This is a genomic window from Roseibium sp. (genome assembly GCF_965276855.1).
Taxonomy (GTDB): Bacteria; Pseudomonadota; Alphaproteobacteria; order Rhizobiales; family Stappiaceae; genus Roseibium.
The window spans coordinates 1,048,109-1,060,528 of sequence record NZ_OZ255700.1; the positions used below are offsets into that span (position 1 = coordinate 1,048,109).

13 protein-coding genes are annotated in these 12,420 nt (G+C 60.6%); 12 read left to right on the forward strand and 1 reads right to left on the reverse strand.

Annotation, left to right across the window (positions count from 1 at the left end; all coding sequences use genetic code 11):
• The first annotated feature begins 2 nt into the window (after window positions 1–2).
• From ACQY4Z_RS04840 to ACQY4Z_RS04875, 8 genes are all read left to right on the forward strand, one after another.
• The gene (locus ACQY4Z_RS04840; RefSeq protein ID WP_428527168.1) at window positions 3–3,179 is read left to right on the forward strand and encodes a DUF4815 domain-containing protein; all 3,177 of its coding nucleotides are present in this window, start codon (window positions 3–5) and stop codon (window positions 3,177–3,179) included.
• Between the two features lie 2 nt (window positions 3,180–3,181).
• Complete coding sequence (locus ACQY4Z_RS04845; RefSeq protein WP_428527170.1) at window positions 3,182–3,403, forward strand: hypothetical protein; 222 nt, start codon at window positions 3,182–3,184, stop codon at window positions 3,401–3,403.
• Window positions 3,403–4,626 (forward strand): hypothetical protein, encoded by a 1,224-nt coding sequence (locus ACQY4Z_RS04850; protein ID WP_428527172.1) that lies wholly within the window; start codon window positions 3,403–3,405, stop codon window positions 4,624–4,626. The genes ACQY4Z_RS04845 and ACQY4Z_RS04850 overlap by 1 nt, the downstream gene beginning before the upstream one ends.
• Before the next feature lie 26 nt (window positions 4,627–4,652).
• On the forward strand, window positions 4,653–5,180 hold the full coding sequence (locus ACQY4Z_RS04855) for a hypothetical protein (protein WP_428527174.1): 528 nt from the start codon (window positions 4,653–4,655) through the stop codon (window positions 5,178–5,180).
• 71 nt (window positions 5,181–5,251) lie between these two features.
• Window positions 5,252–5,935 carry a hypothetical protein gene (locus ACQY4Z_RS04860; protein WP_428527176.1) on the forward strand — a complete coding sequence of 228 codons (684 nt, stop codon included), beginning with the start codon at window positions 5,252–5,254 and terminating at the stop codon, window positions 5,933–5,935.
• 97 nt (window positions 5,936–6,032) lie between these two features.
• A complete protein-coding gene (locus ACQY4Z_RS04865) occupies window positions 6,033–7,226 on the forward strand; it encodes a hypothetical protein (RefSeq protein ID WP_428527178.1) in 1,194 nt (397 codons plus the stop codon).
• 25 nt (window positions 7,227–7,251) lie between these two features.
• A complete protein-coding gene (locus ACQY4Z_RS04870; RefSeq protein WP_428527180.1) occupies window positions 7,252–7,767 on the forward strand; it encodes a hypothetical protein in 516 nt (171 codons plus the stop codon).
• Between the two features lie 6 nt (window positions 7,768–7,773).
• Complete coding sequence (locus tag ACQY4Z_RS04875; RefSeq protein WP_428527182.1) at window positions 7,774–8,166, forward strand: hypothetical protein; 393 nt, start codon at window positions 7,774–7,776, stop codon at window positions 8,164–8,166.
• Here ACQY4Z_RS04875 and ACQY4Z_RS04880 read toward each other — a convergent pair.
• Window positions 8,163–8,327 carry a hypothetical protein gene (locus ACQY4Z_RS04880; RefSeq protein WP_428527184.1) on the reverse strand — a complete coding sequence of 55 codons (165 nt, stop codon included), beginning with the start codon at window positions 8,325–8,327 and terminating at the stop codon, window positions 8,163–8,165. The two genes, ACQY4Z_RS04875 and ACQY4Z_RS04880, sit on opposite strands and share 4 nt — an antisense overlap.
• On the opposite strand from ACQY4Z_RS04880, the gene ACQY4Z_RS04885 reads away from it, so the two are divergent.
• From ACQY4Z_RS04885 to ACQY4Z_RS04900, 4 genes are read left to right on the forward strand one after another with little or no spacing between them, the layout of a single operon-like run.
• A complete protein-coding gene (locus ACQY4Z_RS04885) occupies window positions 8,308–10,581 on the forward strand; it encodes a phage tail tape measure protein (RefSeq protein ID WP_428527186.1) in 2,274 nt (757 codons plus the stop codon). The genes ACQY4Z_RS04880 and ACQY4Z_RS04885 overlap by 20 nt on opposite strands.
• A gap of 8 nt (window positions 10,582–10,589) precedes the next feature.
• Window positions 10,590–11,048: a phage tail protein gene (locus ACQY4Z_RS04890; protein WP_428527188.1), complete on the forward strand. Its 459-nt coding sequence runs from the start codon at window positions 10,590–10,592 to the stop codon at window positions 11,046–11,048.
• 1 nt (window position 11,049) lies between these two features.
• A complete protein-coding gene (locus tag ACQY4Z_RS04895) occupies window positions 11,050–11,274 on the forward strand; it encodes a tail protein X (RefSeq protein WP_428527190.1) in 225 nt (74 codons plus the stop codon).
• Window positions 11,275–11,283: 9 nt separating this feature from the next.
• Window positions 11,284–12,270 carry a phage late control D family protein gene (locus tag ACQY4Z_RS04900; RefSeq protein ID WP_428527192.1) on the forward strand — a complete coding sequence of 329 codons (987 nt, stop codon included), beginning with the start codon at window positions 11,284–11,286 and terminating at the stop codon, window positions 12,268–12,270.
• The last annotated feature ends 150 nt before the right edge of the window (window positions 12,271–12,420 follow it).

Consider the following 12,420-nt stretch of genomic DNA (forward strand, 5'->3'; position numbering starts at 1 on the left):
CCATGCCGATTTACCCACAGTTCCACAAAAACGAGTTCGATCCGGCCAAGGAATATGTCGAAAGCGTCTTTACCGAGGACGGCTATTTCTTCGCGCAGGATTTGAGCGAAACCCAAAGCCAGATCCGCCATCAGATGAAAGCCAACGGCGACGCCCTGTTCCGTGATGGCGATGTCGCCTCCGGCGGGCAGATCGTGGTCAACGGCACGACCGGCGCAACCTCTTTGGAAGCCGGATCGGTCTACCTTCAGGGCCACGTCCGCGATCTTGCCCCGGCCGACATGACCTTGCCCGTGACGGGTGAGGTTTCGGTGGGCGTCATCATCGAAACACGGGTCATCACAATGTTGGAAGACCCGTCCTTGAAGTTCAACGATCAACGCTTCAAGACCCACGGTCAGCCGCGCGCGGCCCGCCTTCAAGAAAAGTGCCGTTGGGGGGCGTCCACCGAGGCCCTGGCCGATACACCGGTGGTCTCTTACCGGTTCTTCCCGGTCTACCGGATCGTCAACGGCGTGGTGGTGGACAACTCGCCGCCGCCGCAAATCACGGGCCTTAATGCGGAAATCGCCCGCTATGACCGGGACGCCAACGGCAACTATGTCGCCAGTGGTTTCAAGGTCACCTATCTTGGCCTCATCAACAACGAGCGAACCTATTCCATTGAAGAGGGCGTCGCCAACGTGCGCGGCCTCAAGATCGACCGTGCGGCCGCCTTGCGCGTTGCCTATGCCGACGATCCGGATCTGGAAACCATCAACGCCGAGCCACATTATTTCGCCGATGGCGGCAACGGCACCATGATTTTCACGCTGAACCGCACCCCGATCGATGAGATCCTTGACGTGTCGGTGCTCACCCAAGTGACAGAAAACGTCTTGCGCGGGCAGACCTCCGGCGGCCGGGATCCGCTCCCCCACGCGCAGATCGCCACCATCATTGAGATCAAGCAGGGCGCGACCACCTATGCGGTCGGGTCAGATTTCACGCTGATCGGCGATGAGGTGGATTGGTCGGCCGGGGGTGTGGAGCCCGCGCCGGGGTCCACCTACTCCGTAACCTACCGCTACAAGAAATCCATCGACCCCGAAGCTTGGGACGACAATACCGTGACCGTATCCGGCGCGGTGACAGACAGTGAAGTTGATATCGATTACAAATGGCGCAGGCCCCGCACCGATATCCTTGCGGTCAACACGCTCGGCGAGATCGTCCGCGTTAAAGGCGTTTCAACCGCCTACAATCCGGTCCCGCCGCAGGTGCCGGACGACCTGTTGCCGCTGGCCACCATTGCCAACACTTTCGCAACTGGAACACCGCCGGAAGTGCGCAACGTTGCCACACGGTCGGTTCCCTATGACGATATTCAGGATATGCGGAAACTGCTGGTCACCGCCTTTGATCAGCTTGCCCGTGTTGAGTTGCGCCAGGACGCGGACCGGATGGACCCGGCCGCCAAGAATGGCATCTTCGTTGACAACTTCGTGGACGATGATTTGCGCGACCAGGGCATCCCGCAGACGCTGGCCATCATTGATGGCGAGCTGACCCTGCCGATTGCGGCCACCGTTCTGGACGGGGCCTTGTCGCCGGAAGCCTGGTCCTTGAATTACGAGGTCAGCGCCTTCGTGTCCCAGCCGCTTCAAACCGGTTCCATGAAGGTCAACCCCTACATGGCCTTCGACCCATTGCCCGCGATTGTCACGCTGGACCCGGCGGTCGATCAATGGACCACGGTCAATGAGACCTGGCAAAGCGCGGTCACCCGGAGCCTGACCCGTGGATCCGGCAATGCATCTTCCACGTCCACCAGCACGTCGGTCGAAGTGCTGCGCGAGGAAACCACGGAAAGCACCACGCTCCGCCAACGCGACGTGGCGTTCACGGTGTCCGGCTTCGATGCAAACGAAGTGCTGGCAAGCCTCACCTTTGACGGGGTGAGCGTTCTGCCGGACCCTGCCCCGGTCGCTGACGAAAACGGCGCAATGTCCGGCACGTTCCAAGTGCCGCCGGATATCCCGGTTGGCGCCAAGATGGTCGAGGCCCTCGGTGCTCAAGGGTCTTTTGGCGGCGCCGAGTACATTGGGCGCGGCACGATCACCTTGCGCGAGTTGCGCCAGGTGACAACCCGGACCACCACGTTCTGGTGGGCGGGCCGCGACCCGTTGGCCACCACATTACTGACCCCGCGCGGTTTCCATTGCGCCGGGATCCGCGTCACCATCATGGCGATTGGCGATCCTGAAAAGCCGATCATCATGCAGCTGCGCGAAACGACCACCGGCTTGCCGAACCAAACCGTTATCGCCGATGCCATCATCGACATGACCTCTGTATCCGTTGGCGAGACGGTGGATGTCCTGTTCGATTTGCCGCCTTGGTGGCCGGAGGGGGCCGAGCGCGCGTTTGTCTTCCTGACAGACGACGCGGACCATGCGCTCGGGATCGCCGAAACCGGCAAATACGATCCGAACCATGGCTGGGTGACGGCGCAGGCGAACACCAACATGGTCTTGCTGTCGTCTTCCAACGCCCGGACCTGGACGGCGCACCAGAACATGGACCTCACCTGTGACATCTTGGAGGCCACCTTTACCGAGGCGTCCCGCACCGTTCCGCTTGGAACCATTGCGGCCGAGCAGCTGACCGATCTTCTGGCAAACGCCGGGGTGGACACACCGGCCGCCGGTACCGAAATCGAGCTGACCTTTACCCGGACCGACGGCTCCGCCATCCGCGTTGCCCCCAATTCGGTGGTATCGCTGTCGGAAAAGATCACCGAGGACCTGCAGGTTCACGCGGTTCTGAAAGGGCCGGAAACCGGAAACGCGTCGCCGATCCTGTTTCCAAACGTCCAGGTCGTGTTGGGAACATTGGCCGATGAAGGCGACTATGTAACCCGCGCCTTTACGGGCGGCACAAACGTGGACGTGTTGGTGCGCTTTGAGGCGTTCTTGCCCGGCAACTCGACGGTGACGGTCGAGGTCCGCGAGGAAAACGGCGACTACACGGCGGTGTCCCGCGAGGCCCACGTTGAGGCCGGGGACGGCTGGTACGAGCACACCTACCGCTTGTCGGGTTTCACCGCGCCGACCACGGCGGTGAAGCTCACAGCGGCGGGGACCGCCCTGCACCGGCCGCGTGTGCGCAAGTTGAAAGCGCTGAGCTTGGCGGTCTGATCATGGCGAACGGTCCCAAAACACCGCGCGGCCTGCCGCTTGCCGACCCTGAGAGCGTTCAAAAATCGGGCGTCAACCGGTTGAACCAGGCGGTCACCGGGATCGACGCCAGCCTCACCGCTCATGAAACCGAAATGGCGTCGCGGGACGCCACCCTCCGCCGGGAACTACGCACCGAAGAAGCCTACCGGTTCCTTGGCGTTCACGATCTAGGAGTTGACTGATGTCAGACACACCGCACTACCAGGCGATTATGGACGCCATTGCCGCAGTCTTTGCCCAGGAGAACGCCAACCCCGGCTCGGTCGGGATTGACCGGATCCGGGAGCTGTCGATCTTGGCCCGGACGGTCATGCCCAACATGACGGCCGCCGACATCGTCGCCATCGGCAGCGCCAAGTTTGAGGCCCTGACCATCTTGGCGGCTGCAACGGACGAGGCCATCAACCTTTTGTCCACGGACCTGCAAGCGCAGATGAACACGCTGCATGCCGGGATCAGCCAAGACATCAACAACCTGGACGCCTCAGTTCGGGCGGCAATCAATCAGCTGCGGGCAACATCCGAGACTGCGATCAACGATCTCTACACCGCCAAAGCGGCAATGATGGAAACGCTCACCAGTGACAAAACCAATGAGCTGACCGGGATCATCGACACCGCCAAGCTTGCTGCGTTGAGTGAAATATCTGCGGCAGAGGCAACCGCCATTGCCAACGTTGGTGGTGGCCGCGAGGCTATGGACCAAGGCATTCTGATTGCCGACTTTACCCGGTTTATTGGGCAAGGCCCGTTTAGCTACACATCGCAACTGCCGCAGACCTACCACAGCAACCAGATGGACAAGCTGTTTAAGCTGCTCTTGGGCATGGGGCACGACAGCGAACGGGTTCGACACAACCGCGTTCCCCGCCAGCTATTGCCGTTTTCAGATGATGCCAACGCAGTTGGGGTTGCGCAGCAGTACACTGAATATGCGCAGAGCGGAAACCAACAGAATTACCCGACCTTCAACATCGCGGCGATCTTCTTGAAGAACCCAACGGATGCCGAAATCAGCACGTCGCTGAACTACTGCTACTCGACCCATTGGGGCTCGGGCCACGAGGGTGCGCAGCTGTTCCGGGTGTTGCCAAATGCGAACGATGACAACCGGGCGGCTATCAGCGACTTGACCTACAGCCAGCTTTGGAACGTAACCAACAGCACCGTGACAAGCCGCGCCCAGTCCATTTCGGTGCCTGCCAAAACAACGGCGGCTTTTGTCTTGGCGTGTTCGGAACACTACTGGACCTCTTCGAGCGGCTATCAGTTCGTGAAGGAGTGCAGCTTCTTCAACTTGCCGACCCTGCGCGCGTCCGGCCTCGAGATCGACGGCAGGACTGCCCAGCAGGCGTTCTTGAAAAACAACGTCTCCGATTTCGCCCCCTGGAAAAACGCGGCTTAAACGGCCGTTAAAAGGACCTTTGACCGATGAAACACTATCTTCGTTTTGATGAGAACGGCCGCCAGGTGGAAACAACGCTGGCGCCGTCCAAACCGTCCTCAGAGTTCTATGTGGCCCCATCCGGGTTTGATCCCGCCAAGACCTATGAACGCCAGAGCGGCTCCATTTCCGAAGTTTCGGGCGCCGCCTTAGAGGCCGAACAATTGGCGGCCTTGAAGACGGAAGCAAAGGGCCGGCTCATCGTTTTGGCCGAAACCGCACGGGGCAAATGGATCACGCCGGGCGATGGCAAGGCGATGGTCTACCGGGAGAAATATGCCGAGGCGAAGGCCTACCAGGCAGACGCGACAGCTGAATGCCCGATGCTGTCGGTTGAAGCGGCGGCGCGCGGGATCCCGCTTGCCGACATGGTCCAGATCGTCCTGGACGCGTCCAACGGCTGGGTGACAGCGGCGGCGCAAATCGAGGCCCTCACGGTCACCGCCAATGCGGCCATTGAAGCCGCCGGATCTGTGGAAGACCTGGACGCCGCCCTGGGGATTACCTGGCCCTGATCAGAAAGAGTGTTGTTTTGTGGGCCAGCTGCGGCAGGATGTCGGCGATGACACTAAGGTGAAACGCGAGAATGATCGACGACATCCAACCCGAGCTGCGGCCATTGATGGAGCCGCTGGGCATCATGACGTATTACTCGGGGCTAACGGACAACAGACTTCGTAACCTATTGTTTATTGCCACGTGCCCTGACAACAGAATTGAGGCTGTCAAAACACTGACCGTTGATCCGGACCCAACCCTTGAGGATTTCCCTAACGGAGAGCACGTCGAAAAGTTCGAAGCCGCAGAGCGTTTCTTCAACGAACATATGTGTGACTGCGAGGACAAGGGCCAATTTTGGGACGCAGACGCTTTGATAAACTTGGTTGCCAGCGCCGGGCTAATTTCCGACCCGGAGTTGGAACAGCGACTCGGCGAATGGATCAAAGCGCACCGGGCTCTAAAACCCGCGAGGAATAGACTTAGTCACGACGCTATCGATGTTGGCATTTATCTTGAAACTGACGAAGACGGCCACGAGCATTTTAAAGTTCGGCCTCTACGGTTAGGCTTAGCCATACAGCCATACAAGAAATGGGCCCGAAAAAGAGTGGGCCCTCCGCCGGACGTGCGGGAGCATGTCGAAAGCCTTTCAAAGGAAGGCATTGAAGAAACGGCAGCCGCCTATCGTAACCTGAATACCGAGGCGAAAAACCTGATCTACGAGATCGCAGGTCCGCGCGGGCTTGAGCCCGGTATTTTCGTTTACTGACTTGCCAACTGTCACCGGGCCGCCGCGCCCGGTGTTTTTTTACTCTGTTCCAAGGCTGCAAAGCATCTTTGCAAACACCTATGGAACGGAGGGCCGGATGGCCGGAACAGACGAATTTCACCATGGGCTTCGGTTCAAACGTCTCACCCGCGTCGGGCCGATTGAAGTCTATGACAGCACCACACTCGGCTACAATCTAACCGCGCCGGACGCGGATCCAAGCGTCAAGCGCAACGAGCCGTTCTTGATGACCAAGGACGATCTGGAGCTGCGCGACAAGCTCGGCGCCACCGGCACCGCGCGCAAATACACGGACGCGGTTTTCGACCGGGTCGATGGCGCCATGATTGTTGCCAATATTTTTGAGGAAGGCGGCGACCAGGACGCGACCTTGGCCAACGCAATCGGCGACCAGACCGCGCAATCCGGCCTCTTCGCCTTGGAGACCGCCGAGGGCTATCTCGGTATCAAGCCAAAGATCCTGGCAACGCCGGGCTACACCCACTTCCGCGTCGGCGGCGCGAAAAACCCGGTTCTGAACGATCAGGGTTTGATCGCCAAGCGCATGGGCGCGGTTCATATCTCGGGCACACCCGCCACCACCGAAGAGGCGGCGGTTGAGTTCCGAGGCGATGTGGACGATCCGCGTTTGATCCTCTTCGATCAGATGGTCAAAACCAAAGACGGCCTGATGACCCCGGAGGGCCATGTTGCCGCCGTTGGCATTCAGACCGACAAGGAGGTCGGCTATCACGCCTCTTGGGGCAACAAGGTCTTGAACGTGCTCGGCGTCAACCGTGCCGTTCCTTATCACATGACCGACAGCGACAGCCGGGCCAACTACCTGATGTCCAACCAGGTCAATTGCATCATCAATCATCAGGGCGGTTGGCGCACCTGGGGCGACTATGCCGCCACCACCGACACGTCGCTTCGGTTCTATTGCCAGCTGCGTGTTGATGACATCGTCAACGAAGCGCTTGCCCGCACCATTTGGCGGGTGGTTTCCGATCCGTTGGTTGCCGACAAGGTGACGGCCGTTCTGGACCGCATGAACCAGTTCTTTGGGGCCATGGTCGAAGACGGCAAGCTGATTGGCGGAGAGGCCTTTTTCTACGGCGACCGCAACAGCATCGGCGCCCTGGAGTTGGGCAAGATCGTCCTCAGCTACGACAGCTTCTCGCCGCCGCCGATCACCCTGATCGACATCGAGCACCAGCGCCAGCCGCGCTATCTCGAGGTGACCGTCGCCGAAATCCTCGCCCAGACCAATTTCGCGGCCGCCGCCTGATCGCGGCCGCCACTAGGAGCCGGTTATGCCCAAAGAAAGCTTGATTGTTCGCGACTTCAACCTGGTCGTGAACGAAACCGAAAACCTCTATGGAAAGCTGATCGCCACCACGCCCGGCGGGGTGGAAGTCGAGCGCGGAGAATACAAGCCCGGCGGGCTGATGGGGGACCGCCACCCGATCCTCGGGCTGAAGTTCCGCCCGTTCAAGTTCAAGGTGGTTGCCTACCCGCGCGGGCTCACCAGCTTGCCGATTGGCGAACCAATCACCTTGAGCTGGACACAGTATGCGCTGGATGAAGAGAACCCCGAGAACGAGTTCGGTGTCCGGCACTTCTACGAGTGCGAACTCGACCCGCCGGAGGAAACGGAAAACAAGTCCGGTGAGTTGGTCAATTGGGACTACCAGGCGATGAACACCCGCGTTTACCGCCGCTATGAACAGGACAAGCTCCAGGACGAGCTGGACCTGAAAACCAACAACCCGATGCTGAACGGCAAGCGGCTGTGGCCGAACCGCCGCCGCATCTTGCAGCTGGGGTAAGCGGCTATGACCACGGTTTCCCTGACAGACGAAATCGACCTCGGCAATGGCAAACAGCGGGCTTCTGTCGAGGTCCGCAGGCCCCGCCTGATCCACGTTCAAAAGTTCGTTCTTGCCTTTGGCGCGGACACGCTGGCCGCCCTCATGAACCGAGGCAACGCCCAAGGGGGCGAGGACGACACCCTTGCCCCTGAAACGGTGAAGGCGCTGTTGAAGGCCGTCATCACCAGCGAACGCATGGACATGTTCAACGAGGCATTGGCGCTTTACCTGGGCATTTCCAAGTCCGAAGTCGAACAGCTCTCCCTGCCGGATCTGGTCAAGATCGGTCAGGAGGTCGCCGGTTTTTTTACCGAAATTGCGGGGATGGTCTCCGAGCTGATCGGTTCCGAGGACTAGCGCTCAACGCCGAAGCCTTGGCCGCCGACCTGATGTTGCACTATGGCGGCGGCCCGGCGGCTTGGGGTGACATGGATTTCATCCAGGCCGTGACCTTCCACGATCTCTTGCGCGAGCGCTTGCCCAAAGCCGGAGGCCTTGATGAGTAACCTGTCTTTCAAGATGGTGCTGCGCCTGGTCGACCAGGCCTCGAGCCGAATGAACCGGATCGCCAACAACGCGCAGCGCATGGCGGGCCGGGTTCAAAGCGCGGTTGGAGGCATGTCCGGCCGGGTCGGCGCCGCAATGACCAAGGCCTTTGACCCGGCGGTTCTGGACGCGGCGACCAACCGGGTCGCCAACCGGCTGGACCGCGCCCGCACCCGGCTCATGGATGCGGTGGCGATGGGCGCGGTCATGGTGGCGCCCGTGCTCAAGATCGGCCGCTTTGAACACTCCCTCGCCCACTTCGGCAATGTTGCCGACATGACCAAAGATCAGCTGGCCGGTGTGGAGGCGCAATTGCGCGTCACCGCAGCCAAAGTGAACCAGTCCGCCAGCGATTTGCTGGGCGGCCTTGATGTCTTGTTGGGCAAGGGCCTGTCGGAGGAAGACAGCACCGGTGCAATTGAAGCCATCGGCAAGGCCGCCACCGCAACGGGGGCGCAGATCGACCACCTGGCCTTTGCGGCCTACGCCGGGATCGACAACCTCGGCATTCCGGTCGCGAAAATCACGACCCTTTTGGACATGCTGGCCAAGTCGGGCAAGGAGGGCGGGTTTGAGCTGAGGGATATGGCCAAGCATATGCCCGGCCTCACTGCGGCCGCCAAGATGCTGGGCATTGAAGGCACCGACGCCGCCGCGCGCTTGGGAGCCGCTCTGCAGATCGCGGTTAAGGGCGCGGGTGACCCGGACGAGGCGGCGAACAACTTCAAAAACTTCCTGGCAAAAATCGTCAGCCCTGAAACGGTGACCAAGTTCAAGAAACTCGGCATCGACATCCGGTCGGAGTTGGAAAACGCCACCGCGAAGGGGCTAGACCCCATGGAATACATGTTGGTTCGCCTGCACGATTTGGCAGAGACAAACCCCTATGTCATCGGCGATGTCTTCGGTGACATGCAGGTCCAGAATTTTCTGAAGCCCATCATAGCCAATCTGGAAGAATACGCGCGGATCCGCGATGAAACGCTTACCGCCGACGGGGTCATCGACAAGGACTATGATCGGGTCATGGACACCATGGTCGAGCGCTGGAAAGCCTTGGTCATTGAGTTCGACAATGCCTCCGCAAAAGGCAACGGTCTGGCCGGTGTCATCAAATCCCTACTAACCGATCTGACCGGCCTTGTGCGGGCGGTCAATGACTTTGCGACCGCGCACCCCCAGCTGACCGGTTGGATCATCAAGGGCACCGCCGCCTTGCTGGCCTTCGGCATTGCCGGACGGCTGGTGTCTTACGGGTTCTGGTTGCTCGCCAGTTCTGTGATCGGCACGGCCAAAGGGCTTGCCGGATTTGTCCGGTTCTTGGCCCGTGCCAAGGGCGCGGTTGGCGGCCTCGGCCAGGCCATTACGTCGATGGCAAAGTTCAGTTGGGGCGCCATTCTCACCCCGCTCAAATGGGCGGCCTTTGTGCCCAAGCTTGCCTGGCGCAGCGTGGTGTCTGTCTTGCGGTGGGCATCCTTCGTGCCCCGCGTGGCGTGGGCCGCGCTGTTGAAGCCTTTGCGATGGACCGCATTCATTCCAAAGGTCGGCTGGGCAACGTTGCTGGCGGGTTCCAAGCTCAAGTGGTCCTTGTTGATCACCCCCCTCAAGTGGTTTGGCCGGTTCATTCCGGGGATCGGCTGGGCGATCCTCGCGGCCGAAATAGGCATGCTGGCTTGGGACCTGTTGATCAAGCCGCTCAAATGGGACGAGTTCCTCAATCTGGAGACGCTTAAAAGCCTGTTTAACGAGGCCTTTGGCTGGATCGAAGAAAAGTGGAACGGCCTGACTAGCCTTTTCTCCAGCGCGTTTGGCGGCGGCGAAACATCCGAAACCGATGAGCCAGCGGCCCCGAAAGAAGGCCGCCGGAAACCCCGGCCGGTACCGACGGACGATTATGAGGTGCCAGAGGCCGCGCGGCCGGGCCGCACGAAGAAACGGCCGGAACCGGCGAGCCGGTATGAACGCCTGCCCTCGCCTGCCGAGTATCAGTCGGCCGCCGCCAATCAGAACAGCGCCTTGACGGCTGCGCTGGAGCGCTTGGCGGCCAACCAGAACGTAGACGCGCCGGAGGTGGTGGAAGTCCCGCAGCAGGTCGATCAATCCAAGACGGTCCACCAGACCAACACCTTCAACATCCGGGTGATCGGCGGTCCGGCAAGCGCGGGGCAGGCGGTCGGCGGGGCAGTCGCCGGGGCCAGCCGCCGGGCGCTGTCGGACAGTGACTAGGGGGTGACATGACTGTCCTGATGCGCATTGGCGACCACCAGTTCACGATTGACGATCTGAACTATCAGAAGTTCGCCACCGAATACGAGGCCCGCTGGAAGGAGCATTTCACCGCCGGGGGCGGTCATGTGGATCACTTCCTCGGCCCCGCCCCGCAATCGGTGACCTTGTCCGGGATCCTGTTTCCAGAAAGCCATGGCGGCCTCAACGAAGCCGAGGCGCTCGGTGCGGAAACGACCAAAGGCCAGCCGCTGGCCATGTACTCCTTGGCGGGCAAATCCTTTGGCAATGTGAAGGTGTTGAGCCTGCGCCTAAGCCACGAGGTGATCGGGGTCGATGCGCGGGTGATGAAGGCCAGCTACGACCTGAAGGTTTCCCGCTATGGCCAAGGCGCGGACCGCAACCCGTTGATGGGTGGCGGCGGGTTCCTGGCACTAGCTGCCAACCGCATAAGGACGCTTTTCTGACATGCGCAAGACCCTCACCATCCAAGGCGACATGTGCGACCTGATTGCCTTCCGGGAGTATGGAACAGAGGCCGCGAGCGGTGCCATTTGGGACGCCAATCCGGGCCTTGCCGATCATGGCCCGGTCCTCCCGGCCGGGCTTGAAATTGTCTTGCCGGATTGGACACCGCCGGAGCTGGAACCGGCCTTAAGCCCGGTGCGCGATGGCATCACCGGCGGTACATGAGGTGACAGCATGATACCCTTTTGCACCCTTACCTTTGACGGCGCCGACAGTGGCTTGGTGACCAGCCATCTGATCACCGCCACTGTGACCTTGGAAAGCGGCGGGGAGCCGGACAAGGTGGAGGCTAAGCTTGCCGATCCGGGCGCGAAACTGCCCCGCCCTCGCGAGGGCGCAAAGATCCTGTGCACAATTGGCTATAAGGGCGGCAACCAGCGCACCCATGGCCCGTTTACAGTCGATCAATATGGCGGCAGTTTTGAAGAGGACGACGGCGAATATCTGACGATCACCGGCACAAGTGTTGATTTCAGGAGCGGTGCCAAGAACCGGTCGACCCAAAGCCACAAGGACACCACCTTGGGCGAGATCCTGCAGAAGGAGGCGGGCGCCGAGGGCCTCAGCGCCATCGTCAGCCCGGCGCTTGCAAGCTTTCCCTACCCGCACTTCATGCGCGGCGAAAAAAGCGTCATGCAGATGGTCCAGGAGCTGGCCGAGGTCCACGATGCGATAGAGAAATACAAGGACGGTGCGGTCTATTTCCTGGCCCGTGCGGCCGGGCTGGATTTGGCCGGAAATCTGTTGTCACATTCGCTCGGCCGGGACGCCTTGAAGGCGTGGAACTGGACCCGGAATTTCCGCAACACCTATGCCGGTGTCAAAGCCTCTGCGCGCGACCACGACAAGGGCAAGCGTAAGGTGAAAAAGGCACCGCTCAGCAAGGGAGACGCCTGGTACGAGATCCGCAAGGAGTTCCCAACGGAGGCGTTGGCGGAGACGGCCGCCGCCTCAAAGGCCAAGCAGCTCACCCGCGCCGAACGCCAGATTGATTTCACCTGCAAGTGCGGCGATCCGGATGTCCTGGAGCAGGTGGTGATGAGCTTTCCCGGTGTGTCACCGGAGCTGGCCGGATCTTGGATCGTCACCCAGGCTGTCCACGAGTTTGACGCCGACGCGGAGGCCTACAACACCAGCGGCACGGCTGAGATGAAGGGGTGACTGGGTTGGCAGCTCCTAAGGACTTTTCCGCAGGGACTGACAGCGGCAATTTGCACCCAGTACGGCTATACTAGACAGTGGCCCATGCAAAGTTGGAATGATACACAAAAGCTGACAATTATCTTAACGATGGATTTGGCCCCAAACACC

Bases quoted from the DNA above. Each gene is read 5' to 3' on its own strand.
- ACQY4Z_RS04840 (WP_428527168.1), top strand. From the start codon at position 3: ATGCCGATTTACCCACAGTTCCACAAAAACGAGTTCGATCCGGCCAAG.
- ACQY4Z_RS04845 (WP_428527170.1), top strand. From the start codon at position 3,182: ATGGCGAACGGTCCCAAAACACCGCGCGGCCTGCCGCTTGCCGACCCT.
- ACQY4Z_RS04850 (WP_428527172.1), top strand. From the start codon at position 3,403: ATGTCAGACACACCGCACTACCAGGCGATTATGGACGCCATTGCCGCA.
- ACQY4Z_RS04855 (WP_428527174.1), top strand. From the start codon at position 4,653: ATGAAACACTATCTTCGTTTTGATGAGAACGGCCGCCAGGTGGAAACA.
- ACQY4Z_RS04860 (WP_428527176.1), top strand. From the start codon at position 5,252: ATGATCGACGACATCCAACCCGAGCTGCGGCCATTGATGGAGCCGCTG.
- ACQY4Z_RS04865 (WP_428527178.1), top strand. From the start codon at position 6,033: ATGGCCGGAACAGACGAATTTCACCATGGGCTTCGGTTCAAACGTCTC.
- ACQY4Z_RS04870 (WP_428527180.1), top strand. From the start codon at position 7,252: ATGCCCAAAGAAAGCTTGATTGTTCGCGACTTCAACCTGGTCGTGAAC.
- ACQY4Z_RS04875 (WP_428527182.1), top strand. From the start codon at position 7,774: ATGACCACGGTTTCCCTGACAGACGAAATCGACCTCGGCAATGGCAAA.
- ACQY4Z_RS04885 (WP_428527186.1), top strand. From the start codon at position 8,308: ATGAGTAACCTGTCTTTCAAGATGGTGCTGCGCCTGGTCGACCAGGCC.
- ACQY4Z_RS04890 (WP_428527188.1), top strand. From the start codon at position 10,590: ATGACTGTCCTGATGCGCATTGGCGACCACCAGTTCACGATTGACGAT.
- ACQY4Z_RS04895 (WP_428527190.1), top strand. From the start codon at position 11,050: ATGCGCAAGACCCTCACCATCCAAGGCGACATGTGCGACCTGATTGCC.
- ACQY4Z_RS04900 (WP_428527192.1), top strand. From the start codon at position 11,284: ATGATACCCTTTTGCACCCTTACCTTTGACGGCGCCGACAGTGGCTTG.